This is a genomic window from Gracilibacillus salitolerans (assembly GCF_009650095.1).
Classification (GTDB): Bacteria; Bacillota; Bacilli; order Bacillales; family Amphibacillaceae; genus Gracilibacillus; species Gracilibacillus salitolerans.
On sequence record NZ_CP045915.1, the window covers coordinates 1,473,488 to 1,498,727 of the forward strand.

Genomic DNA, 25,240 nt, shown 5'->3' on the forward strand with positions numbered 1-25,240 from the left:
ATGTTAACGAAAGAAGTAATCACGAATATCGAAGAAAAACCAAAAGATCATCCGAATCGCGAGTGGATTGAACTCGATTGGGATGAATTAAATAAACGCATTATCAGAAAAACAACAGATAAAGGCACAGATGTCGCCATATCCTTAGAGGAAAAAGCACCATTAAAAGTAGGCGATGTTGTGTTTGAAGATGAGGAAAAACAAATTGTTATCCGTACGAAAAAAGAAAAAGTCTACGTCGTTTACCCAGAAAATATCGTACAAATGGGGAAGGCTGCATTTGAATTAGGTAATCGTCATACACCATGTCTTATTTCAGAATCAGAAATTGTTGTGCGCTATGATGAAACGCTAGAACGTTTATTTGATGAAGTAGGTGTTAGGTATGAGAAGACAGAAAGAAGGTTCACAGAGCCATTTAAATACAGAGGGCATCAACACTAAGTTTCTCTATTTAATGCATATCCATGACTCTGCTTTTCCGATTGGCACCTATACTCATTCGTTTGGGATGGAGACCTTTATTCAAGAGGATTTAATTAGAACAAAAGGCGATTTATTTCATTTTTGCCAAATGTATCTCCATGAAAATGTTGCCTATACGGATGGTATTTTTGTCAAGGAATCTTATCAAGAAGAGGAACTGGCAGAATTAATTCGATTGGAAAAAATATGTGATGCCAGCAAAAATGCAGAAGAGACTAGAGAAGCGAGCAGTATGATTGGCAAACAATTTGTAAAAGCAGTATTGCCTGTCAGTGACACACCGTCTCTCGAGGAATGGTATCAACTTTTGCAGGAGAAAAAGGTGATCGCTCATTTCCCAATTGTATATAGCCTATATGCGAAAGATTTAGCATTTGATCTTTATACAACCGTGCTTACTTTTTTGTATTCATCAACGATTGGACTAGTTCACAACGCCGTTCGAGCAATTCCGCTCGGTCAAAAAGCTGGAATTGAAGTGATTCATCGCTTAATACCGGAGATGGAAAAAGCAACGGTAAATGTGTTGAATCGTGACCTGTCAAATTTGTCTAATCATGCTGTTGGTCTCGAACTTGCATCAATGCAACATAAATATTTAAGCTCACGATTATTTATATCTTAAGGAAGGGGAATGTTGTATGAAACCAGTTATTGTAGGGGTCGGAGGTCCTGTTGGCTCTGGTAAAACCTCTCTCGTTGAAAAGTTAACACAAGAGATGGTGAACCATTATAGTGTTGCCGTTATTACAAATGATATTTATACCAAAGAAGATGCACAATTTTTAATCAAACAAGGCATTTTACCAGAAGATCGGATTATCGGTGTCGAAACAGGAGGATGTCCACACACAGCCATTCGTGAGGATGCATCGATGAATTTTGAGGCAATTGACGAATTAAAACGTCGCTTCGATGATCTTGATATTATTTTACTAGAAAGTGGTGGCGATAATTTATCTGCCACGTTCAGTCCAGAGCTTGTCGACGGATATATTTATGTGATTGATGTGGCAGAAGGTGGCGATATCCCGAGAAAAGGTGGTCCAGGTGTAACAAGATCAGACCTTTTACTCGTTAACAAAATTGATCTGGCACCATACGTGGAAGTTGATCTTGATAAAATGAAAGTAGATGCAAAAGAAGCACGTAAAGAGCGTCCGTTTGTCTTTACCAATGTAAAAAAAGGTGACGGTATTCCTGAAGTCATTCAGTGGATTCAGCATGCCATGTTATTAGAAGGAAGCGAAGTATCGTAAATGGATGGGAAACTCGATTTTTATTTTGCGTTGCGCAAGCAGAAAACGATCATGAAAGATGTCTATTATCAACCGCCACTGAAAGCAAGCAGAGGTTTGTATGTAGATAATCCAAATGATATCACGGTTTATTTAATGGAATCTTCTGGTGGACTTGTAGCAGGAGATACGAATGCATATAGTGTTCTTTTAGACAAGGGTACTCACGTAACATTGCATCCCCAGGCTGCGACAAAAGTGTATCCAGCCTACAATGGCAATCCAAGCAGACAACAAGTTCAGATCGAATTAGGCGAACAAGCTTCTTTAACATGGAAAAGAGAAGAAGTCATTCCTTTTGCCGAAAGTGAATTCCACAGTCATACGACGGTAAATATGAAAAAAAACAGTCGCTTTTACTGGGAAGAAATTTTATATCCAGGACGGGAAAAACGAGGGGAACGGTTCACGTTTGATAAATGCCACACGCAACTAGAAGTATGGATGGAGGATGACTGTCTGGTTTATGATAGCTTGCGCTTTGAGCCGAGCCATCAGGATGTGAAACATTTTGGGGTAATGGGAGACTATTACTATATAGCAAGTGTCTGGTTAATAGATAAAGAAATAGAATTGGATGTGGAAAAGTGGAATCATTCATCAGCGGATCATCAGATAAGTATCACTAGATTGCGTGATGCCGGGTATTTAGTGCGTTTTTTATCCAATGATTTACCACGAATAAAAAAAGAAATGGATCAATTGGGAAACCAAAAGCTAGCAGTTAGTGTGTAACTGCTAGCTTTACCTTATAAACAACAAATCTCCATAGGATGAGCAAAGATTTGTCATAAAAGCCTAGGAAAATACCGTTCTAATAAGCGCTCAATTTTTAATTAGGTCATCTCTTGCGACTTTCATTCTAAAAAGGTTTTGTAATCATCAGGAATATAATAATTAACAACAAGGCGTTTTCTATATATTCCACACGCAACAGTTTCTGGAGATTTTCATTATAGTGCTCAGGAACTCTTTCAAGACATTGATCAGCAATCAGTTCTTTAATTGGTGCCGAAAACTTTTTGAGCAGTGTTGGTCCTAACGAAAGTGCGATGAAGTAGAGAATCATGCTGGTAAGATACCACCCTTGCTGAAAAAGTATTGGTCTGATTGAGCCCATCAAAAGCCCAGTTACTAAAACAAGTATGCCACCAATCATCACAAAAATATGTACTTTCTTTTTTAATGCAAAAGCATGTCTTATTTCAGGCAGGGTGTTAGCAGACTTTACAATAATAGTCAGCACAAACCCTGGCCCAATTCCAACAATTGCAGAAAAAATATGAATAATAACAAGCCATGTATAAATTGATTGCATTCGATCACCCTCTTCTCACTCATTATAAAACAATGATAACGAAAAGTAATTGACAAAATGATGAATTATAAAAGAGGTTGGGACAAAAGAGTAATTAAACAGGAAAAATCCGAACATTAATGCCTGAGCAAATGTACCGCTTCGGCAAAATACTTCGCTTTCCGTGGGCACGGCTTCAGCTAACTGTGTGAAGAAGAGCACTTCTTCACACAGTGGATCTTCAGCTAGTGTGAGTTCCCACAGGAGTCTGCGTATTTTGCCTACGCTAAGTTCAGATTGTTCGGATTCTCGTTATTCCTATTTAGTTATGTCCCAGCCTCTTCTTCTGGTTGCGAGAAAAGTAAGGGTATCTCGCCAATAATCACTTATTTAGGAGGCTGTTTTAGTTCTTCCCCATTTTTACCTTGATAACGTAGCCCCCAGCCTGTTAATGCCGCAACTAGCATGACAATCACAAGGAACCAACCTTGGAATACAAATGGGAAAACTGCTGTTGGCGAAACAATCGGCAGCCATTCGTATGTTTCCTGCATCATGCTGATCGTGGACCAACCGAGCAATACTGGTGCTCCCCAAGGGAAAATATAACCTAATGCTGAAGTGATAGCATCCAGCATATTCGCACGACGATAACTGTGGATCTTATATTTTTCACCAATTTCACGAACAAATGGTGCCGCTGCAATTTCGGCAGCCGTATTAATGGTAATCGCACTGTTTAGTAAAGCAACGATCGCCCACATGGAAACTTCAGCACGACGAACAGAGTTTTTAATCCATTTAACAAGTGTAGATGTAATTACCTCCATGGTACCACCTAGCCGTAATAAATGCGCTGCGGCAACTATTAATAAAATTAAGATTGCCATATTGATATACCCGACAATACCATTAATAAGTGCACCTTCGATTATATTATCTGAATCAGGGTTGAAACGAATCACATCACTAAACGAACCTACAGGGAATAGTACAAGCATTACTATTGCTGTTAAGATTCCCCATGTTAAAGAAGTGATGATATGATGGCCTGATATGGCTAAAAATAGTACCACAACAAACGGTATAAGCATTAATAACCCACTGGGATTAGTGGAAGCCTCAATACTTGCTTGGTTCTCGATTGAACCACCACCGCCAAATATAATAAAGATAATCAACGTTGGAATAGCGGCAATAATCGCATATTTAAAACGACTTTTTACAACACCTGGTACATCGGCATCTTGTGTTGTTGCCGATACAATCGTTGTATCTGAAACAGGTGCTAGGTTGTCCCCGAATACCGCTCCAGCAAGAATCGCTGCAAATAAAATGGTCGGATCTGCCCCTGTTGCTACCCCAGCCGGGAACATTAAGGTACAAAAAGCAACCGTTGTACCATAACCAGTACCAACTGCAGTCGAGAATGTGGCAGCCAATATAAAGGTCAATCCAACAAAGAGACCTCCCGTGAACCCGGTAATTATACCGATCCAGACAAGACCTTCAACCAATCCGCCAACTTGCAATACTTGAGCAAACATTCCTGCATAAAACCATGCAACCATTGCTACTACACCAATCGGTTGGGCTAGTCCATCAAATAATCCTTGTGCATAATCTGCCCATTTACTTTTACAGAAAAATAATCCTAGGGTAATTCCAAAAATAGCACCAAGGACAAGGCCAATTTCGGAAGATAATTGTAATACACTAGTAGTGATCGCCCATATGACGAAAAATAATAACGGAACTGCTGCGCCAAATGCGCCTAAGCGAAAATCCAGTTTATTCATTTTTGAATTTCCTGTTGCGCGCGATAATTGACTATCTTGCTCCATATAGATTTCCTCCTTCACTTATATAAAAAGCCTTTAATATTGTATCATATTTAAGTAACGAATAAGTATGATTTTTTCCTTCATTATATTGCATTAATTAGAAAGGGTGTATATAATCGAAATGATTACGATTTATTTTGTCGGATGGATTCTAGAATTCTATTTATTACATAGATATAATGGTAGATGAAGACAAAAAGGAGAATATTATGAGAAAAAGTTTACCTTCACTGATTATTGATTCTGCTATTTTATTGCTGTTTGTTATGGTCGTATATGTATTTACCTTTAGTGATACCTTCTCCATTATGGAGTTACCAGATTCCTTTTATCATCTGAATACCATCTTTTTAAGTATTTTAATAGAAGCATTACCGTTTGTTTTAATAGGTGTGATTATTGCGGGAATTATTCAAATATTTATTACAGAAGATCAGTTAAAAAAATGGATTCCTAAAAATAAATATGCCGCCGTCTTTATGAGTTGTGTTGTTGGTGGTCTTTTTCCTGCTTGTGAATGTGGGATTGTTCCGATTGTTAGAAGACTGATTGCCAAGGGTGTTCCGATTTATGCAGGGATAGGATTTTTATTAACAGGGCCATTAATCAATCCAATCGTGATCTTTTCTACATATATGGCGTTTGGAAATGATTTGAAAATCGCGCTCTTACGGATGGGAATAGGCTTCCTTATTGCACTCGTTATCGGTATTATCATTAGCTTGCTATTTCAAAGCAATCAGCTGAAAGCACACGCAACAACAATATCCAGTTGTCAAGCAGACACTGATAACCAATCCTTCTTAGAAAAGGTGGGCAAAACGTTATTACACGCGGTGGACGAATTTTTTGATATGGGGAAATACCTAATTATTGGTGCTTTTTTAGCTGCATTTGTACAAGTATATGTTTCTACCAATTTGTTAGTTAGTATAGGGGAGGGCCATGTTGCGTCTCTTGTAGTTATGATGGGATTAGCTTATTTACTATCATTATGTTCTGAGGCAGATGCTTTTATCGGTGCATCGTTCTCCAATATATTCCCGCAAGCATCTATTTTAGGTTTTCTCATTTATGGACCTATGATAGATTTGAAAAATACATTTATGATGTTAAGTGTGTTTAAGACTAGGTTTGTATTGATTTTTGTAGGTATTGTAACGGTCACAGTTTTTATTCTGATCAGTCTGTTGCAAGGATTTATTTAAGGGGGGCAGCAGCATGAAATTAAATGGACAACAACTATTACGCGCTACGATCCTATTATTTTTCACCATCTTTATTTTCCGATTACACGTTAGTGGTGACATCTTAAAGTTGATTAACCCGAAATATGAAACCTTAAGTCAAATTGGGGCTTCACTATTTCTATTGTTATTTTTAGTTCAAATGCATCGAGTGTTTACATTTGGAACAAAAGCAGAACATCACCATCATGAGGGAGGCCATGACCACCATCATGATCATGGCGATCAACCAATGAATCTAAAAAAAGTTTTTAGTTATATGATTATCGTTTTTCCTATTGCGTCAGGTATGTTATTACCACTATCGAGCTTAGATGCATCGATTGCGAAAAATAAAGGTGCGACACTATCGATTACAAGACAAGCGGAACAAGAGGAATCGTCACAAGATGAACTAGCTGAAACACAGACACCAGATGAAGTTCCTCCTGGGACAGAACAACCGGCAGGTGATGATAATCCGATAGATCCGAATATCTATAAAAACACGATTAAAAAGACCGAATATGATCAATTGCGTTCTGATATTTTGCTACAGACACATATAGAAATGGGGGAAACGCTCTTTTCAACGTATTATCAAGAAATAATGGCGAATACCGAACAGTTGCAAGGAACAAGGGTAAGCTTATCAGGATTTGTATATCGTGAAGAAGGTTTTTCAGCGGAGCAATTAGTAATCGGTCGCTTTTTGATTACACATTGTGTGGCAGATGCAGGATTAATAGGTTTCTTAACCGAATTTGATCAGGCAAAAAACATCGAAGATAATACATGGTTAGACGTAACAGGAACGATTCAACTAACAGATTATCAAGGTTCCCAAATACCGGTTATCGAAGTAACTGATGTAGAAACAATTGAAGAACCCGACCAGCCTTATGTATACCCTATAAATATAGAGATTGTCGAATAATGGATGTGGATCAGTGAGTTCCACTGATCCTTGATTTAATTGGTGAAAAAGTCAAACCCTAATGCGGTTAATACTCCAAATGCTAATGACCAAGCTCCAATGCTGAAAGTAGACCAGACTAAGGTTGCTTGTTTTGTTGCGCCTAGTGTCATACCGATAAAGGCAGCGATATGAGAACCAATTAGGATTGGTCCTAGCAACACCATGCCCGGTAGCCCGTATTTATTCAAAAGATTGCGTGCTCTATCTTCGCGTTTGTTTTGTTTCTCTTGCCTTTTGGCTAGCCACAGCTTGAATTTATCATAACCGAAAATTAAGGCTAGTATGGTTGCCATATTTCCGATGAAAGCGACCAAGATAACGAGAAGGGGATTTAATCCTGTTACAATGCCAAGTGGAATCACGAGAGCAATTTCAAACCAAGGTAGTGCAGCACCTAAAAAAATAAGTACATATTCTAACATTCTGCCATTCTCCTTCCATGAAAAAAGTTGATGTTTTTACAACATCAACTTTTAAAGCTATGAAACTACTGCAAATTCACTTGCTAATCGATCACAAAATTTTTCGCATCGGTGAAGATCTTCGTCTTGCGGTGTTAATTCTACTTTTAAGGTAACTGCAAGATTAGTATGAACATAAAGCATATCTCTAAAAATGTCTACCGCTCCACAATAATAAGGATAGAAGCTGTCTCCTGTTCCAAATACACCTGTGGTAATATGTTTTACCTCTTCCTCTTCAAATGCTTCAAAGACTTCTTCCATTTCCATTGGAAGTTCACCATTGTCCCATGAATACGTACCGACAGTAACGATATCATAGTTGTGCAGCTGTTCCGGATGGAATTCATCGACAGGAATCAGGTCTGTTTCGATATGATGCTTATTCATAGTGTCACAAATGATATCTGCCAGAGTAGAGGTATTACCTGTAACAGATGTATAAATAATCGCAGCTTTCATCATGAAAAGCCTCCTTATTATAATTCGTCGAAACCGTTAGATGATGATACTTTCGTATAAGTACGGGACTTTTGCTCGAAAAAGTCTGATTTGGTTTCGTTCATCATTTCATCACTGAAGACATGAATCCATTCCATTGGGTTGTCACGTTCAGGATAATAGTTGTCCAAGCCGATTTGGCGGAAACGTTTGTTAGCTAAATACTCTACATAGCCGTGGAATTCATCTAGATCAATTCCTTCAATATCTTTCAAAATGTAATCTGCCCACTCTTTTTCTAACTGTACGGCCTTATCCACAGTTTGATAGGCATATTGGATATTCTCTTCCGTATTAAGCTCGGGGTTTTCTGTAAGCAGAATCCGGACGAATTGTGATACGAAATAGGCGTGCTGCATTTCATCACGTTGAATATAACTGATCATTGTACTTGTTTTTAACATTTTTTGCTGGCGAGCCAAATGATAGAAGAAGGCGAATCCTGCATAAAAATAAATACCTTCTAAATTAATAGAGTTAATAGCCAATTCAAATAAGCGTTGTGGTGTCGGATTTTCACGGAACGCTTCATAGCTATCCAGAATCAATTGATTTCTCTTACGAACCATTGGATCTTCTTTGGCTTGATCAAAGCGCTCATTTTGTTCACGTAATGGTACAAGAGAGCTCAAAATATAAGAGTAGGATTCATTGTGTACCGCTTCTTGCTGTGAAATAACAGCGAATATTGCTTTGAAGCTGGAATCTGTTACATAATCCATCACATGTGTCATCGTTGGTGTTTGCAGACTGTCAAGTGATGCAAGCTGTGTATTTATACGTAAGAAAACATCTTTTTCTGTTTCGGATAAGTTATCCCATTGTTTGATGTCATCTTGCATATTGATTTCTTGTGCTTTCCAAAAGTTGGCCAGTAATGTCTGATATAAGTCATACATTTGTGGATATGCGATGTCATTCCAGTTTAATAGTCCGGAAGACTCACCGTTAATAATTCCAGTTGCTTTATTTGGGTAAGTAGGATTTAATAGTTTGATTTTTGATAAAGATTGATCGACTTGTGTCATTTCCAGGTCCTCCCACATAGGATAAAAATATTGATGGTGGATACCGTAATTCTGCAACGGCATCCAGTAAATGGTTTATTTATCTTTTCTTGAAAGATAAGAAAGTATAAAATTCACGCATTTGTTGTCTAGCTCCGAGGCGCCCAGAAACTAGGCGACTTCACGAATCGTCCTACGATAAGTCAACATCGGCTCGCAAGCTCACCGTGATTCCTTTATCTCAGTTGATTCTGAAGTCGCTACGTTTCTAAGCGGGCGCACTATGCTTTTCTTCTTAACTATGGCATGCTTCACATTCTTCGATTTCCGTTTGGGAAGTACTTCGAACATAATAGGTTGTTTTTAAACGGTTTTCCCATGCTGCCATGTGTAAGTTTAATAATTCTTTCGCTTTAATATCATGACGTACATAGAAGTTAAAGCTGATTGCTTGATCAACGTGACGTTGTCTTTTGGCATTTTGTTTAATACTCCATACTTGATCGAGCTCGTGACGTGCACGACGGTAATAGTTGTATGTTACATGATCTAGGTCTGGCGCCGTAACTTTAAATTTGAAGTTTTTCTTTTCTTCCGCAAATTCCACTGCATATAATGGATCAATTCCATCAGTAGAGCCACCGATTTTTGCAGTAGAAGAGTTGGGAGCTACAGCCATTAACCAGCCGTTGCGAACACCATTTGCAGCCACTTCTTCGCGTAACTTGTTCCAGCGGTCTGAATGATAGTCTCTTCTGTCAAAATAGACACCGGTTTGCCATTCAGAGCCTTCAAATTCGGAGTAGGCACCTTTTTCTTTTGCTAATTCCATCGATGCTTTGATGGTGTAATAGGCAATATCTTCGTACACTTTATCTGCGTATTCGACAGCTTCTTCTGTTTCCCAATGTATGCTTTCTAGTGCAAGCAGGTGATGCCAACCGAAAGTACCGAGACCTACAGCACGATATTTTTTGTTTGTTACCTGTGCTTGGCCGACTGAAATAGTATTTAAATCAATAACATTGTCTAACATGCGAACTTGTATAGAAATTAATCGATCCAATACTTCTTCACGAACCGCGTTTGGTAAGTTAATGGATGATAAATTACAAACAACAAAATCACCAGGTTTACGAACAATGATAATATTACCTTCTTCATCTTGATATTCTTTAGAGATTGTTGTCGGTGACATGTTTTGTGCTATTTCCGTACATAAGTTACTGCAATAGATAGATGTTTTACCGATCCCTCGTTTATGTTTATTCGGGTTTTGACGATTGACTTCATCACGATAGAACATATATGGTGTTCCGGTTTCTAATTGAGCGATCATAATACGTGCCATAATATCCATCGCCCGATATGTTTTTCTAGGTAATAATGGATGATTTACTGCTTCCCAATACTTCTCTGTAAAATATTTGTTATCATTTTCATCATAAAAGTCTTCTAGACCAAGTGGATTGCCATTTTCGTCTTTCCAATCCATGATTTGTTTTACTTGATGTGGACAGAAAGTATGCCACTCACCAATACTTTTTCCTTGAGCATCTGTTTCTTGTAATTGTTCCATAAATAAATCCGGAATAGATACACCTGTAAAGATATCGTGTGCTTTACGACGTTCATCACCATTATTTGTCTTTAGGTCTAAGAAACCGTTCATAATGTCTTTATGGAAAGCATCCAGATAGATCGCCACGGCACCTTGACGTTGACCTAATTGATCAACACTGACCGCTGTATCGTTCACTAAGCGAATCCACGGTACAACACCAGATGAATTGCCTTTGAATTTCTTAATATCTGATCCTAGCGCACGAACTTTACCATAATAAATACCGATTCCACCGCCATCTTTACTTAGACGTGCAATATCCCAGTTATTTAAATAAATGCCGTCTAATGAATCGTCTACGGTGTCGATAAAGCAGGAAGACAGCTGACCATAGCTTTTACCTGCATTGGATAGGGTAGGTGTTGCCACTGTCATATATAAGTTGCTTAATGCCCAATAAGCTTCCTTCACTAATTCGATTCGTTTTTCAGGTGCTTCGTTTTGCATTAGTGTCATGGCAATAATCATAAATCGTTCTTGTGGCAACTCAAATAAGTTACGGTCATGATCTCTTGCTATATAACGATCTGCTAGTAGAAAAAGCCCTATGTAGTTGAAGAGTGAGTCTTTTTCTGGATCAATTGCTTGTTGTAGTTGATTAATCTCTTCTTTGCTATAATGAGTAAGGATGTCGGCACTGTAGATTCCTTTGTCTGTTAGTACCTTAATTAATTGATGTAAATCGCCGTATTTTTGAGCGGGGTCATACCCTCGATTTTGTGCTGCTTCTTCGTATAATTGATTTAAATGGAAATGAGCCGCAACAAAAGTCCATTTTGGCTTATCCATAGAGATTCGGTTCAAGGAATAGAATAAAGCTTCTTGTGTCGTATCTTTGTCAGATTTTGCAGATTCTTCGATACGTTTTTGAATATCCTTCGTATCTAATCCATATTTTTCTTCTGCTTCTTGTAAAGCTTTTGTGACTGATTGTTTAATAGATTTAACTTCTGTTGTCATGAAAAAACCTCCAAATACATAATAAAAGCGCTCATGATGGAGCGATTAAATGCTGATATAGATATGTAATAAACTAAACCGCGAAAAATCAAGTTTCCACAGTGTTGATGCTGTGAATACAATATATTGATGTTTTTTACTTGGTGATTGTCTATATATTGTATTTTATCTCATAAGCTGATTTTTGACAACCAAAAAATTTGTGTAAAATTTATTGAAATCTATTAAAACTATCAAAGAAAAGTTGATACAGAGAGGTCTACTATATATGATTGGGACCTAAGTAGCAAATTTTATAAACTATACTTTTTATAAAAAATAGTAAAAAATGGTATAATAAAAATAATATCGAAAAATGACAAAAAAAGGGATCGAAGATGCTGACCATGATGGATATTTTAAGTGATAAAAAAGCATTTGCTTAAATAGAAAAGTGGATCAAAACTAATAACTGAGGTGATGATAAATGGCTACTTTTGATGATTTTACAAAGTTAGATTTACGAATTGGGACAGTGATAGAAGCAGAAGATTTTAAAGAAGCGAGGAAACCAGCGATTAAGTTGAAAATTGACTTTGGTGAGATTGGTGTAAAACAATCCTCAGCACAAATTACAAAGAGGTATAATCCAGAGCAGTTGATCGGCAGACAAGTGGCTGCAGTAGTTAATTTTCCTCCGTTAAGAATTGCCGGCTTTAAATCAGAGGTGTTGGTACTAGGTGGAGTAACAGGGGTAGATGATGTGGTCTTAATAAGACCAGATGAGAAAGTGGAAAACGGCAGCAAAATATCATAGGAGAAAGCGTTTCAATATTTGGAGAGGAGCGATAAAATTGAACAAAAAGTGGAGTGCTTCACAAGTATTGTTTATGACTTGTTTTGTAGTACTTGTGCTAGCTATTTTTGAGTTTGCTGTTCCTGAATTTAATTGGAAATCAATAGTCTTTATCATTTTGTGTGGAGTATCTGCCTATGTAGGTGGTAGGTTATCGTTCGTTGCTATAAAAAATGATTAATACATAATAAGACGAGGCTGGGAAAAAAGTAATTTGATAAAAGTGAAATCCGAACGATGTTTCAAATTCTACGAACATAATTTGTTATCATTCGGATTTTTCAATTGCATAAAAGAAGGAAAATGTTCACTAACTTTTGCGGTTATATTGAAAAGTTGTGACTGCTAAGCAACCGCTCTCGCTGCCGTATCGATTGTTAAAGCATATTATTCATTTCAAAATTACCACTTTGCTCAATAGTTATACATCATCAGTTACTGCGCATAATCTTCCTTTTCTTCATGTTTATTTATTACAACATTCGTGTTTGAAGTGGAAAATAATTGATATGTCCCAGCCTCTTTTTTTTTTTTTTTTTTTTTGTTGATAATATTGCTTTAAATAATATATAATTAACGTAATGTAAAATATATATTGCAAAAAGTTAATTATTGTGTATAATAAAGGTATAATATTAAATGGGAGGAACAGTGATGAACTTTTTCAAAAATAAAATCCAAGATGAACGTGTCATTAATGAGCAAAACAAGATTTATCGAGAAATTTATCTGTTAATCTATATCGTTTGTTTAGTTTCGGTAGTGTACAAATTTTTTGTTTATGGTTTTGAAATGGAACATGTGGCAACCGAAATGGCTATATTTGTCGTGGCAGGGATTTATTATGGTGTCCGTGCATCGCAAAAAGGGCTATTTTCTGCTGAAGTCGAGATACACGACAATAAAAGCAAATGGAGCTATCAGACTAAAACCATTACTATAGGGGTTGTAGTAGGACTTTTACTGGCACTATTTTTTGGTATCAATAGTGCATACAGTTACGCAGATAGTCAATTAGAAGCAATTAAATATTTCTTCATTACGTTTGTAGCGTCCATTATGTTTTATATTCCTTTTCTTGTTCTAGTATTGGCTGTAAGTTATTCTTCTGCGAAAAAACAAAGTGATAAGGCAGTGGAAAAACAGTTAGAGGATGACGAATCATGAAAAATCTCAAGCTGAAAGTGGCAAGAGTGGAACATGATTTATCACAGGCTGAATTAGCAGAAAAAGTGGGTGTTACCAGGCAAACGATTGGCTTAATTGAGCAAGGAAAATATAATCCGAGCCTTCAGCTGTGTATTTCGATTTGTAAAACATTAAATAAAACGCTAGATGAATTATTTTGGCAAAAAGAAGACTAAGTGCCTGACGCACTTAGTCTTGATTTTAAGTAAAGAAGGAATAATCAGCAGAGATGTCTAGCTTCGAACGCCCAGCGACTAGTGTGACTTCCCTCACCTGCGTACGATAAGTCAATATCAATTCGCTTTCAGCTCATCGTATTTCCTTTATCTCCTACGGTTCGGTCCAGTCCATACGTCGCTAAACGGGCGTTCTACGCTTTTCTTATCTTCATATTGAATCTTATGCAATCGTGCGAAAACTCCGTTTTTTGCTAATAGCTCCTGGTAACTGCCTTCTTCGGCGATGCCATCATTTGTTACGACTACTACACGATCAGCATCTTTGATCGTCGCTAATCGGTGTGCAATTACCAACGTCGTGCGGTTTTCCGCAAGCTGATCCAGTGATTGCTGTATCATTCGTTCTGTTTCAGTGTCTAAGGCGGACGTTGCTTCATCTAATATTAATATGGGTGGATTTTTTAAGAATGTGCGAGCAATTGCCAATCGTTGCTTTTGCCCACCTGATAGTTTTAAGCCACGTTCACCGATTTGGGTATCATACCCATCTGGTAAATCAGCAATAACCTGATCCAGATGTGCTTTTTTCGCAGCATCGATAATCTCTTCATCTGTGGCCTCTTGATTGCCATAGGCGATATTTTCCCTAACAGTTCCGGTAAAAAGAAAGACATCCTGCTGTACAATACCGATTTGAGAGCGTAATGACTTTTTCGTCATTTTACGAATATCGATTCCATCTATCGTAATAGAACCATCAATGACATCATAAAACCTTGGTATCAAGGAGCAAATGGTCGTTTTCCCTGCACCAGAAGGACCGACAAATGCGACCGTTTCTCCAGGATGGATCTGTAAATTAATATTTTCTAATACTTGTTGGTGACCATCATAGGAAAAGTCGACCTGATTAAGTCGAATATCCCCTGTCAGCTTGTCGACGGCAACCGCATTGGGATGATCCGTAATTTCCGGTTCTTTCGCCAATATTTCTTGGAAGCGGCGGAATCCAGCCATTCCTTTTGGATACAATTCCAATAATGCACTGATTTTATCTATCGGTTTTATTAAAACATTGGTATAAAGTACAAAGCTGACTAATTCCCCATAGCTTAAGTTGCCATTAAAGCTTAACCATGCCCCGACAATAAGGACAATTATGGTAAGGAAGCGAGTCATCATATAAATGCTTGAATGTGTTCCAGCCATGACTTTGTAGGCTTTAATTTTTGCTTTGCGGAACAGGCCGTTATCTTGATTGAATCGATTTAATTCAAAATCCTCATTTGTAAAAGATTGAACGACTCTTACTCCGGATACAGCATCTTCGACACGGGCATTAACTCCAGCTATATTGTGGTACATTTGGTGCCATGCTTTATTCATAGCGATATTACAGTAAGTTACTAGAGCAACTAACAGTGGTACCATCACTAGCGCAATCAGGGCAAGTGTCGGGTTGATGGTGAACATTATCCAAAATGCTCCGGTAAAGGTCATAATCGCAATGAAAAAGTCTTCTGGTCCATGGTGTGCCAACTCACCGATATCAAATAAGTCGTTAGTGATACGACTCATAATATGACCAGTTTTCGTATTATCAAAGAAACGAAATGACTGGCGCTGTACGTGTGTAAATAATTGCTCACGCATATCTGTTTCAATATTAATCCCCAGTTTGTGTCCTAAGTAACTAACAACATATTGCAAGAAGGTACTGAGCAGATAGACAGCAAATAATAAGATACTGACTGAGACAATTAGATCCCAATCACGTCCAGGTAATAATTCATCTATTAACCACTGCACGGCAATTGGAAAGGCGAGTTCTAAGATCGCAACAACCACAGCGCTGGAAAAGTCAATGATAAACAGTCGCTTATGTGGTTTATAATAAGAAAAAAACTGCTTTAACATGTTAGTGATACTCCTTTATTGTTATTGACTAACATATTATAGCAGAATTCTTTCCAACAGTGGGGGTTTTACCCCCTGCTGATGGTTAGCGCCGTGATAAAAAGTTTTTTCTGATACCTGATCTGCCTCCCTCAGTATAATGTTGTGGTATACGCTGTGTTTTTTCTAATTCTAATTGATATTGATACCATGCAGCTTGAAAGACTTGTTGTAAAATCCACAATCCAAATAAGGCTTGTATTACCAATGCCCCTAAAAACCACTCTGTCGGAAGAAAGCTTGTAACGACTATAGCGAATACAATTTGCAACAATAGTAGACCCCAATGCATCAACAATACAATCAAGCTTCCTGTCAAAATAGCGATGATAAGAAACGACTCCATAAAATTTTTCTCATTCCTTTCCATAATTGTGATATAAATCAACGTTTCTACACGTTCGTTCCGCTACTATAGTAAATAAGAAGGTGGAGGAACGATGATGAACTCACTATTATTATGGATTCATATTGTCGCAGGTATTCTATGGGTAGGTGGATTATTTTTTATTATTTGGGGTGTTTATCCTGCAACAAGGGTTTTGCCAGTCTTGCGACAAAAGCAATTTCTTCTGCAATTAATGAAATGGAGTCATAAAGGATTCTCTATAGCAGGTATCACTGTTATTATAACGGGCTTTTTAATGGGAATTGGTGGAACAGTTAACAGATGGGAGATGCTTTTCACTACTTATTACGGAAAATGGTGGATTACATCACTCGTCATTGGGTTATGTACTTTAGTATGGGGAACTTTTATCGGTTATCGTGCTTTCATACGGATGTTAACTCGGGAGATCATTTGGAAGATGGCTGAAAAAGGGTATCCGCGCTTATTATACTTTAGCATAGTAAAAGTAGTTTTTATCTCTTCGATAGAAGGTTTAGGCTTTTTTATCTTAATTTTGCTGATGGTCATTATTTAGAAAAGAGGGATCCAATGGATAAGTATATCGATTTATTTGGATATCGCCAATTGAAGTACACGTATGAATTTAAAGGAAGCTGGTGGAAGATTATTCGTCCGCCTACTTTAACCGGATCGATCATGCCAATGATTTATGGAACGCTGATTGCTTCTGGTGGGCAATGGCAAACGATTCGTTATGAACATTTCCTACTGTTTCTTTTTATTGGAGTTATGGTACAGATGGCGGTCAATATGCTCAATGATTACTTTGATTTTTTAAAAGGACAAGAAGAAGGAAAATGGTCCGAGACTTCCCGAAGTCAAATAGGAGTTACTCCATATTTACAGCAGGTTCCTTTTGTATTTATTGGACTAGTAGTAGTGTTTTCCAGTTTGACGTTATGGTTATCGATCCAAACGAGTTTGATGATTATCGTGATTGGTGTAGCAGGTTTAGTGCTCGGTTATTTTTACTCCGCTGGTCGTCGTTCCTTATCAACACTAGGACTTGGAGAAATAGCGGCAACCTTTTCATTAGGTTGGTTTCCCATTATGATCGCCAGCTATATCCAAACAGGTTCCGTGACAGGGGAGACACTATTGCTAGCACTTCCTTTTTGTTTTCTAATTGCATCGATGATTTTAACTAACAATACGCGTGACATAGACAAAGATCAGTCAACGAGACAAACGATTGCGATTCGGCTTGGTCATCTAAAAGCTTATTGGTTACTGGTTTGTATTATCATCGCAGCTTATACATCCGTATTTGTATTAATGTTTCTCGGATTACTGCCATTTTTGACTTCAATCGTGGTACTTGCGCTTCCATCAGCTCTATCATTATTTCGGCATATGCATCCTAAGTCAAATACACTAAAGAAAGGGATGCAGCAAGCGGCTGTTCACCATTTTATCTTTAGTTTGTTAGTGATTATTGGCCTGATAGTTTAGAGTAGCTGCTTATGCTAGATGAAATTACTGGAGAAAAAGGATATATTACGCTATTCGATTATGCTACAATAGATTTTGATAAAAAAATCGAACTATTACATGAACACGACCAGCATTCGACAATGGTGAGGAACTTGTCTTTATCTCACGTATCTTTACTGATATTTTGAATGCAACAGTAGAGGTACAAGCAGAAGGCAAATTGTCCTTATGGTCGTTAAAGCAAAAGTTTTAGGGAGGTAACCATATTGAAGTTAGGTGCAATTGAAGCTGGAGGAACAAAATTTGTTTTAGCTGTAGGTAATGATCAAGGAGAAATTCTCGAAAAAGAAGTTATTCCAACAGAGCATCCTGATATTACCGTACCCAAAGTGCTAGCTTTCTTTGAAGGGAAAAGTATCGAGCGTCTTGGCCTTGGGGGATTTGGTCCGATTGATATTAATGAAACAAGTCCGGCATATGGCCAATTACAAAAAACACCGAAAACAGACTGGGTTGACTACCCGCTTGGTGCAAAATTAAAAGAAGGATTAGATGTACCAGTTATCATTGATACGGATGTAAACGTAGCGGCGATGTCAGAAGCAAAATGGGGAAGTGCTACAGATGTGGATACGTGCTTGTATATTACAGTCGGTACTGGAATCGGTGCTGGTGCGTATTTCCATGGTCAAACATTAAAAGGACTATCCCATCCTGAAATGGGTCATATTAAAGTCCGTCGTCATCCGGAAGATAAGTATGAAGGAACCTGTCCATATCATGGTGACTGTCTTGAAGGTATTGCTGCTGGTCCATCACTAGAAAAAAGATGGGGGAAGAAAGGCCATGAATTAGCAGGTGATCAAAAAGTTTGGGAAATGGAAGCCTTTTATTTAGCACAGGCTTTAACTAGCTATATTTATATCCTATCACCCGAGCGGATTATTATGGGCGGTGGCGTAATGAAACAACAACAACTCTTTCCTTTAATCCGAAACAATGTACTAGAAATGCTTAATGGTTATGTTAGTTCGCCATATTTAACGGAAAAAGAAATCGATAACTATATTGTACCTCCAGGCCTTACAGATGAAGCAGGTGTGAAGGGTGCATTATATTTGGCGATGCAGGAATAATTTTATTATTGTGTAAGTACTCTTGCCAATCTAATTATCTTCTTAGCTTCTGACAAAGCATCATTTATTTTTGGTTCTTACTATAGAATTGATGGCACACAAGGGGCTACATCGGTATAAAAATTTAAAACCACCTTACACTAGTAAGGTGGTTTTAAGTGTATGAAGATAGGTAGATAGTCTCTCTGGAGCATGGTGATGGATCCATGGTTAGGCTGAGGAGACAAGGTAGTCCCACGTGTTATCTTCTATCTATTTTCTCTTTTCTATCATTTGTCTTACTGTGTCTGGGTTTGGTCCGCCTGTGATGCTTCTTCGCTGGACAAATATTCTTGGGTCAATGATGGCTTGCCAGTCTTCGTCTTTTAGGTTTATCCCGTCTAGCCATTGGTTTACGGTGGTCACTGGTATTTCATATAGTTCGCAGCAAGTTGCATCCGATTTTTTTGCAATGATACTAGCAGTCTTATGTGCTTTCCGGAAGGAGACACCATAATCACGTGCGAGTACATCCGCCAGTTCAGTTATGGTAATCATATTCTCTCTTGCTTGTTGATAGGCACGCTCCTTATTAAAGTCCATGGTTAATATAACAGCGTACATGATTCTTAAAACTCTTATTGCTTTTTGATAGCCTGTATATAAATGGGGTTGTAAGTCGTCTTCAGTATCATTGATATCTCCATAAGGTGTATTATGAATCATATGTACGACAGCCATTCCTTCGGCAGCAGCACTGCTTGCTATTGAACGGGAATGTTCAATGGAAACAGGATTTCTTTTTTGGGGCATGATACTACTAACCTGTACATAGGCGTCGGAAACTTTTATTAAGCCCACTTCTTTGGAGGCCATTCGCAAAAACTCTTGAATCCATCTGCCCATGTTGGTCATTAGACTTATAAGAGATTGGGCTGCTTCTATTAAATAATCACCTGTCCCAATTGCATCATAGGAATTCTCTACTAAACCGTCAAAATCAAGCAATTCTACCATTCGTTCCCGATTAATAGGAAAACCAGTAGTCGTAATGGCAACTGCACCCATTGGAGATTGGTTTACAGTATGATATGTACGTTTTAATCTCTCAATATCTCTTGCTAAATTATCATGGATGGCTAGTAAATAGTGACCGAATGTAGTTGGTTGGGCAGGTTGTGTGTGTGTATGGGCAGGCATGATGGTTTCTATATGTTGCTCAGCTTGTTTAAGGATCACTTCTTTTAATTGTTTTGCATCAAGGATTGCTTTTAATAGATAATCTCTAATAACAATACGGTACATGGCTTCTCCCATGTCATTTCTACTTTTAGCAATATGCATTTTTCCTGCTAACTCATCACCAATCCGCTCACCGATTTTTGACTCTACTAAGAAAAAGAAATCCTCAAATTCAGCTGAATAATTTAGTTCATTTTTATCTAGATGCTCTACCTGGGAAACCCCTTCCAAAATTTTTTTGCACTCATCTTTAGTAAGAATGCCCTGTTCTGTTAACATCGTGGTGTGTGCTTTATGAATTTTAAACATTGCTTCGAATAAATGTACTTTCTGATCATCGAATACAGGTTTAAGCAGTTCTTCTACATATGTTTTTCCGGGGAAGCTTACTCCCTCCACTGCTTGAAATTGTTCTTTCAAGTGGTTCATATGATAAGCACCTCATTATTTTAGTATAGTAGAAGCTTTGTTAGTAACACTTACTTACTAACATTCTAACTAAAAGCATTACAGATTGTAAAGGAATATTTAAAAAATTTAAATAAATCAACTGAAAGCGTTGACAAGTTAAAAAGTTCTTAGTATTATGAAGGTTGAGTTGATAAGTAAACTTAACTAACATACAAGATGCTTGTAACCATATTTAAGGAATGGAGGGGGACATAATTACTTACAGCCATGAATTCCAAGTGGGTTCGACTTCATTAAAACAGATAAATAAGAAAAGAGTTTTACATTACATAAAGAAAAATGGTGGTTATTCTAGGTCGGATATTGCAAAAGGATTACTAATTAGTAAACCAACCGTATCTAACATTGTAGATGAACTATTAGAAGAAGGATTGGTTAGAGAAAAAGAAAGTGAGCGGGCAAGTTCTGCTGGGGGAAGAAAGCCATACCAAATATACTTCAATCAGGATGCTTTTTATATAGTAGGAATCGATATAGGGGGGACCTCTATCGAAATAGCCGTCATGAATTTAATTGGATTCATAACTGACAAAACTTCCTTTGACACCCAAAGATATGTTGAACATAATCTCGTTAATAAAATTGCAACAACCGTTACGGAGCTATTAGAGAAAAACAGGATCGATGTTGAGAAGGTTTACGGTGTTGGTGTTGGCGTCCCTGGAATAACGGACGTAGAAAAAGGAATAGTGATTGATGCACCAAGTATAGGGTGGAAAAACACACCCTTGAAGGAACAACTGGAAAGCCTTCTCCCTTACCCTGTTTATATCGATAACGATGTTAATGTTGCTGCATTAGGTGAACAGTGGAAAGGTACAGGTAATACCAATAAAAACTTTTTAATGATTACACTTGGTACAGGGATTGGTTGTGGACTTATTATTAACGGAGAACTGTATCGAGGTTCCTCTTATGCTGCAGGAGAAATCGGCTACATGATTACAGATAAAGTCGCTGCAGAAGAAAAATACGATTACGCTTTTCATGGATATGGCTTTCTGGATAGCCATGTTGGAGGACCTTCTATTACACGAAGAATGCTTCGACATTTACAGGAAAACAATCGTGATAAAAAAGACTTGTCAGCAAAGAAGATTTTTCTTATGGCAAGTGAAGGAGATGAAGCAGCTATTAAAATAGTGAATGAATCCGTCTCTCACCTAGCTTATGCACTAGTAAATGTCATATCGATTGTTAATCCCGGGCTAATCATCTTAGGCGGGGGGATATCCAAGTCGATGAACAGCTATTTAACTTCATTGGAAACAACCATAGAAAAACATCTTCCGGTAAAAACAGACATTGTAATAACAAATGTTGAGGACGTCTCTCTAATAGGTGCAGGTTACTTATTATTAAGAGAGCATGAATCAATACTTAAAGTTTAATGTATGTCTTAAAGTGACTTAGTTCCTTTAAAATAAAAATATTCAGGGGGTTTTTTGATGGTGAGTAAGTGGAAATTAGCTTTGTTTGGAGTTTTATTGTTACTATTTTTAGTTGCCTGCTCTGGAAATGACAAGAATGCAGGAAGTGAAGATGCTAGCGAAGATGAGGAAATCACACTAGAATATTGGCAATACTCTTTTGACTCTAAAGTAAAGATTGTGGATGAATTAATTGAAGAATTTGAAGCAGATAATCCTGGTATCAAAGTAGAGCAAACAAATTTCCCTTACGATCAATATAATGAACAGGTTGCTGCACAAGTGCCTGCTGGTAAAGGGCCAGATGTTATCAACTTATTCTATGGTTGGGTACCTACTTATGTAGATGCTGGCTATTTACAACCATTACCACAAGATGAATTCCCACATGATGAAATTGAAAGTGAATTTTTTCCATTAGTGGAAGCTACGAAGATGAACGATGAATACTGGACTATTCCAACAGCAGTGAGGACGCTCGCACTATTCTACAATAAAGATCTTTTTGAAGAAGCGGGACTTGATCCTAACTCTCCTCCAGAAAAATGGGAAGAACTAGAAGAATATGCTGTTCAATTAACTAAAGAAGACGGCGGTCGCCTAGAACAATCTGGTATGGCTTGGGAGCCTGCACAACAAGGGCACCAATGGCTTCGTGATGGGCTAACTAGACAAGCAGGTGGTGAAGTACTTAGTGAAGATCGTAGAACAGTAACTTGGGGAGACGACCCAGCAGGATTAGAAGCATTTAAATATTGGTTAAGCTTCCCTACTGATCTTGGTACTTCCGAGGAAGGTTTCTACACAGATGACGTGACAGCATTTATTACTGAAAAAGCTGCGATGAACGTTGATGGTTCATTTAGAATCGGTACACTAAAAAGTGATGCACCTGACTTAAATTATGGAATTGCACCACTTCCTGGAAAAGACCAACAATCTACGAACTCTTCTTTCTGGACAAACGGAATTACCGCTGGAGTAGAAGGGGAAAAACTTGAAGCCGCTACGAAGTTCTTAAAGTTTTTAACGTCTGATGAAGTTATGGAAAAATGGTTAGATGCAACTGGTGAATTACCAGCAAAAGAAGCAGTTGCAATGCAAGACAAATATGTAAACGACGAAATCTATGGTCCATTTATTGAATCACTACCTTTCGCTAATGCACATTTCTTTGTGGATGAAACAAAAGAACGTGACCTTGTTATCGACGCTGCTAACCGCGTGTTAATGGAAGGGGTCGATCCAGAGGACGCATTCAATGAACTAGTTGAGTCTACTCAGGAACTATATGATGAATATTGGAGCGATAAGTAAAAAAATGTTCTTGGGGGATCAAAAGACTATTTGGTCCCCCTTAATAAAGGAGATGCACCATGGGAAAATCGAATTTAATAGTAGAAGAGGAGCACAAATATACACCTAACCCAAACAAGAAGCCAAAGAAGTCTTTAATCAGAAAATTTAAAGGTAGCCAAAAGTTTCAAAAGTATCTATTTGTTTACACGTGTTTATTATTTCCAATCCTTTTTTATTTTGGGTTTCGTATTATTCCAACCTTGTTTACATTCAATGTAGGTTTTAGAGATTGGAACCTACTATCTTCAGGTCCACAGCCTTTTGTGGGACTAGAAAACTTTGTAACACTATTAAAAGATGAAGTATTTCTTAAATCACTTTTTAATACATTAATCTATATCGTCTTAGGTGTATCTGGTCAATTATTATTCGGAATAATTGTTGCACTATTATTACATAAGATCAATCGTTTTGTAGGTTTGTTTCGAGTGATTTATTTTATCCCTTATGTAACTAGTATTGTGGCTATTAGTTGGGTATTTCGCTGGATCTTAATGGGGAACGGGGTTGTCAACGATGTGCTCATAAATTTAGGTTTTTCTGCCCAACCATTTTTAAATTCTCCAAACCAGGGAATCTATGTCATCATTGCAGCTATGATTTGGCAGGCTATTGGTTTTCAAATGGTCCTATTTTTAGCAGGCCTAGAAAATATACCAACGATGCTTTATGAAGCAGCAGATATAGACGGAGCAACACCTTGGCAAAAATTCTGGCGCATTACTGTTCCATTGCTAAATCCAACTATTGTTTTTTCTGCGGTTATTGGAACGATTACGTTTATTCAAGTATCTTTTACTCAAGTTATCAATATGAGTGTGGATGGCTCAGGCGGTCCGTTAAACTCAACTATTTCCGTAGTAGTATATATCTATCAACTCGCATTTAGACAGTTTGATTTGGGACTCGCATCCGCTGCAACAGTAATTTTATTCCTATTTATTTTAGCCTTAACCTTATTCCAAATAAAAGTTCTAACAAAGAAATTTGATTATTAGCAAAGGAGTTGGCAAACAATGGAGAAAATTGCAAAGATATGGCCATATCTACTCTTAATCATTGGGGCTTTTGTTATGGTATTTCCATTTATATGGATGTTGTCTACTTCTTTCAAAGCTCCGATCGATATATTTTCCTTGAACATTATACCAGAAACTCCAACTCTCGCTAATTACACTCAAATTTTTGAAGAAAGCTTGTTTCTTAGATGGTTTATCAATAGTATTATCATCGCTTTAATTACTACAATAAGCGTTCTATTTTTTGATACGTTAGTTGGATATATTATAGCCAAATTTAAATTTGTTGGGCGTACCATACTTTTTATTTTAATATTAAGTACATTGATGATACCAACTGAAATGCTAATAATCCCTTGGTATATGATGAGTTCAGAATTCGGATGGACAGACACCTATTTTGGTGTATTATTCCCAGGTTTGATGACCGGTTTTGGGGTATTTCTAATGCGGCAGTTTATGGAACAAATTCCTGAAGATTTATTAAATGCGGCCCGCATTGATGGTATGAACGAGTACTCTATTTTCTTTAAAATCGCCGTACCTCAAGTCTGGCCAGCCATTTCAGCTTTAGGAATCTTTACATTTTTAAGTAACTGGAACGCGTTTTTATGGCCGCTAATCGTTATCGAATCATCTAGCCTAAGAACCCTTCCAGTCGGATTATCCTACTTCTCCTCAGGAGAGGCAGAATCAAAGTGGCACCTAATCATGACTGGAGCAACAATATCTGTTATCCCAATGATACTCGTATTCATCCTACTCCAACGCCACATCATCAAAGGCATAACCCTAACCGGAATGAAATAAAGGAAGCTAGGGGTTTAAACTGTCCCTATAGAGTAGACACTAAAAAAAGGTCTGCCCTATAGGGTACTTTTATGTATAATAAACAAAAATAGTAGAATCGGAGAATA

27 protein-coding genes are annotated in these 25,240 nt (G+C 37.6%); 18 read left to right on the forward strand and 9 right to left on the reverse strand.

The features are described 5' to 3' along the window. From GI584_RS06960 to GI584_RS06975, 4 genes are read left to right on the forward strand one after another with little or no spacing between them, the layout of a single operon-like run. Positions 1–444 (forward strand): urease accessory protein UreE, encoded by a 444-nt coding sequence (locus tag GI584_RS06960; RefSeq protein ID WP_100361360.1) that lies wholly within the window; start codon positions 1–3, stop codon positions 442–444. Continuing rightward, complete coding sequence (locus GI584_RS06965; protein WP_153790753.1) at positions 386–1,111, forward strand: urease accessory protein UreF; 726 nt, start codon at positions 386–388, stop codon at positions 1,109–1,111. Before GI584_RS06960 ends, GI584_RS06965 begins: the two co-directional genes overlap by 59 nt. A gap of 16 nt (positions 1,112–1,127) precedes the next feature. After that, complete coding sequence (gene ureG, locus GI584_RS06970) at positions 1,128–1,745, forward strand: urease accessory protein UreG (protein ID WP_153790754.1); 618 nt, start codon at positions 1,128–1,130, stop codon at positions 1,743–1,745. Then, on the forward strand, positions 1,746–2,519 hold the full coding sequence (locus GI584_RS06975; RefSeq protein WP_100361357.1) for an urease accessory protein UreD: 774 nt from the start codon (positions 1,746–1,748) through the stop codon (positions 2,517–2,519). Between the two features lie 127 nt (positions 2,520–2,646). Here the strand turns inward: GI584_RS06975 and GI584_RS06980 are convergent, their stop codons facing one another. Beyond that, a complete protein-coding gene (locus tag GI584_RS06980) occupies positions 2,647–3,102 on the reverse strand; it encodes a DUF2269 family protein (RefSeq protein ID WP_153790755.1) in 456 nt (151 codons plus the stop codon). A 365-nt stretch (positions 3,103–3,467) separates the two neighbouring features. Beyond that, positions 3,468–4,925 (reverse strand): Na+/H+ antiporter NhaC family protein, encoded by a 1,458-nt coding sequence (locus GI584_RS06985; RefSeq protein WP_100361355.1) that lies wholly within the window; start codon positions 4,923–4,925, stop codon positions 3,468–3,470. A 209-nt stretch (positions 4,926–5,134) separates the two neighbouring features. Between GI584_RS06985 and GI584_RS06990 the strand changes: the two genes are divergently transcribed. Both GI584_RS06990 and GI584_RS06995 read left to right on the forward strand, forming a co-directional pair. Further along, positions 5,135–6,133, forward strand: coding sequence for a permease (locus tag GI584_RS06990; protein WP_100361354.1), 999 nt, complete (start codon positions 5,135–5,137; stop codon positions 6,131–6,133). Positions 6,134–6,146: 13 nt separating this feature from the next. Further along, entirely contained in the window at positions 6,147–7,088 is a 942-nt protein-coding gene (locus GI584_RS06995; protein WP_153790756.1) for a TIGR03943 family putative permease subunit, read from the forward strand. Between the two features lie 35 nt (positions 7,089–7,123). Here the strand turns inward: GI584_RS06995 and GI584_RS07000 are convergent, their stop codons facing one another. From GI584_RS07000 to GI584_RS07015, 4 genes are all read right to left on the reverse strand, one after another. Further along, positions 7,124–7,552, reverse strand: coding sequence for a small multi-drug export protein (locus tag GI584_RS07000; protein WP_153790757.1), 429 nt, complete (start codon positions 7,550–7,552; stop codon positions 7,124–7,126). Positions 7,553–7,609: 57 nt separating this feature from the next. After that, positions 7,610–8,056: a flavodoxin domain-containing protein gene (locus GI584_RS07005; protein ID WP_321197186.1), complete on the reverse strand. Its 447-nt coding sequence runs from the start codon at positions 8,054–8,056 to the stop codon at positions 7,610–7,612. Between the two features lie 14 nt (positions 8,057–8,070). Continuing rightward, on the reverse strand, positions 8,071–9,120 hold the full coding sequence (locus GI584_RS07010) for a ribonucleotide-diphosphate reductase subunit beta (protein ID WP_153790758.1): 1,050 nt from the start codon (positions 9,118–9,120) through the stop codon (positions 8,071–8,073). A gap of 274 nt (positions 9,121–9,394) precedes the next feature. Beyond that, entirely contained in the window at positions 9,395–11,683 is a 2,289-nt protein-coding gene (locus tag GI584_RS07015; RefSeq protein WP_100361350.1) for a ribonucleoside-diphosphate reductase subunit alpha, read from the reverse strand. A gap of 466 nt (positions 11,684–12,149) precedes the next feature. Here GI584_RS07015 and csaA point away from each other — a divergent pair, with 466 nt between their 5' ends. The 4 genes from csaA to GI584_RS07035 all read left to right on the forward strand — a co-directional run bounded on the left by csaA (position 12,150) and on the right by GI584_RS07035 (position 13,882). Then, positions 12,150–12,479, forward strand: coding sequence for a chaperone CsaA (gene csaA, locus GI584_RS07020; protein WP_153790759.1), 330 nt, complete (start codon positions 12,150–12,152; stop codon positions 12,477–12,479). A 37-nt stretch (positions 12,480–12,516) separates the two neighbouring features. Then, the gene (locus GI584_RS07025) at positions 12,517–12,699 is read left to right on the forward strand and encodes a hypothetical protein (protein WP_228552360.1); all 183 of its coding nucleotides are present in this window, start codon (positions 12,517–12,519) and stop codon (positions 12,697–12,699) included. Between the two features lie 473 nt (positions 12,700–13,172). Further along, positions 13,173–13,685: a DUF6773 family protein gene (locus GI584_RS07030; RefSeq protein ID WP_153790760.1), complete on the forward strand. Its 513-nt coding sequence runs from the start codon at positions 13,173–13,175 to the stop codon at positions 13,683–13,685. Further along, on the forward strand, positions 13,682–13,882 hold the full coding sequence (locus tag GI584_RS07035; RefSeq protein ID WP_100361347.1) for a helix-turn-helix transcriptional regulator: 201 nt from the start codon (positions 13,682–13,684) through the stop codon (positions 13,880–13,882). The genes GI584_RS07030 and GI584_RS07035 overlap by 4 nt, the downstream gene beginning before the upstream one ends. 147 nt (positions 13,883–14,029) lie before the next feature. On the opposite strand, the gene GI584_RS07040 is transcribed toward GI584_RS07035, so the two are convergent. Together GI584_RS07040 and GI584_RS07045 are read right to left on the reverse strand one after the other, a co-directional pair. Then, a complete protein-coding gene (locus tag GI584_RS07040) occupies positions 14,030–15,802 on the reverse strand; it encodes an ABC transporter ATP-binding protein (protein ID WP_153790761.1) in 1,773 nt (590 codons plus the stop codon). An 85-nt stretch (positions 15,803–15,887) separates the two neighbouring features. After that, a complete protein-coding gene (locus GI584_RS07045; RefSeq protein WP_153790762.1) occupies positions 15,888–16,187 on the reverse strand; it encodes a hypothetical protein in 300 nt (99 codons plus the stop codon). A 94-nt stretch (positions 16,188–16,281) separates the two neighbouring features. Here GI584_RS07045 and GI584_RS07050 point away from each other — a divergent pair, with 94 nt between their 5' ends. The 4 genes from GI584_RS07050 to GI584_RS07060 all read left to right on the forward strand — a co-directional run bounded on the left by GI584_RS07050 (position 16,282) and on the right by GI584_RS07060 (position 18,823). Continuing rightward, positions 16,282–16,767 carry a hypothetical protein gene (locus tag GI584_RS07050; RefSeq protein WP_153790763.1) on the forward strand — a complete coding sequence of 162 codons (486 nt, stop codon included), beginning with the start codon at positions 16,282–16,284 and terminating at the stop codon, positions 16,765–16,767. A gap of 14 nt (positions 16,768–16,781) precedes the next feature. Beyond that, positions 16,782–17,705, forward strand: coding sequence for a prenyltransferase (locus GI584_RS07055; protein ID WP_100361343.1), 924 nt, complete (start codon positions 16,782–16,784; stop codon positions 17,703–17,705). Positions 17,706–17,716: 11 nt separating this feature from the next. Continuing rightward, positions 17,717–17,875, forward strand: coding sequence for a hypothetical protein (locus GI584_RS23810; protein WP_194842148.1), 159 nt, complete (start codon positions 17,717–17,719; stop codon positions 17,873–17,875). Between the two features lie 78 nt (positions 17,876–17,953). Beyond that, entirely contained in the window at positions 17,954–18,823 is an 870-nt protein-coding gene (locus tag GI584_RS07060; RefSeq protein ID WP_153790764.1) for an ROK family protein, read from the forward strand. A gap of 252 nt (positions 18,824–19,075) precedes the next feature. On the opposite strand, the gene argH is transcribed toward GI584_RS07060, so the two are convergent. Then, positions 19,076–20,473, reverse strand: coding sequence for an argininosuccinate lyase (gene argH / locus GI584_RS07065; protein WP_153790765.1), 1,398 nt, complete (start codon positions 20,471–20,473; stop codon positions 19,076–19,078). A gap of 260 nt (positions 20,474–20,733) precedes the next feature. On the opposite strand from argH, the gene GI584_RS07070 reads away from it, so the two are divergent. The 4 genes from GI584_RS07070 to GI584_RS07085 are packed head-to-tail and all read left to right on the forward strand — an operon-like array spanning position 20,734 to position 25,133. After that, positions 20,734–21,906: an ROK family transcriptional regulator gene (locus tag GI584_RS07070; protein WP_194842149.1), complete on the forward strand. Its 1,173-nt coding sequence runs from the start codon at positions 20,734–20,736 to the stop codon at positions 21,904–21,906. Between the two features lie 57 nt (positions 21,907–21,963). Continuing rightward, a complete protein-coding gene (locus GI584_RS07075; protein ID WP_153790767.1) occupies positions 21,964–23,262 on the forward strand; it encodes a sugar ABC transporter substrate-binding protein in 1,299 nt (432 codons plus the stop codon). 59 nt (positions 23,263–23,321) lie between these two features. Continuing rightward, positions 23,322–24,302 carry a carbohydrate ABC transporter permease gene (locus GI584_RS07080; RefSeq protein WP_153790768.1) on the forward strand — a complete coding sequence of 327 codons (981 nt, stop codon included), beginning with the start codon at positions 23,322–23,324 and terminating at the stop codon, positions 24,300–24,302. 18 nt (positions 24,303–24,320) lie between these two features. Continuing rightward, positions 24,321–25,133: a carbohydrate ABC transporter permease gene (locus GI584_RS07085; protein WP_153790769.1), complete on the forward strand. Its 813-nt coding sequence runs from the start codon at positions 24,321–24,323 to the stop codon at positions 25,131–25,133. The last annotated feature ends 107 nt before the right edge of the window (positions 25,134–25,240 follow it).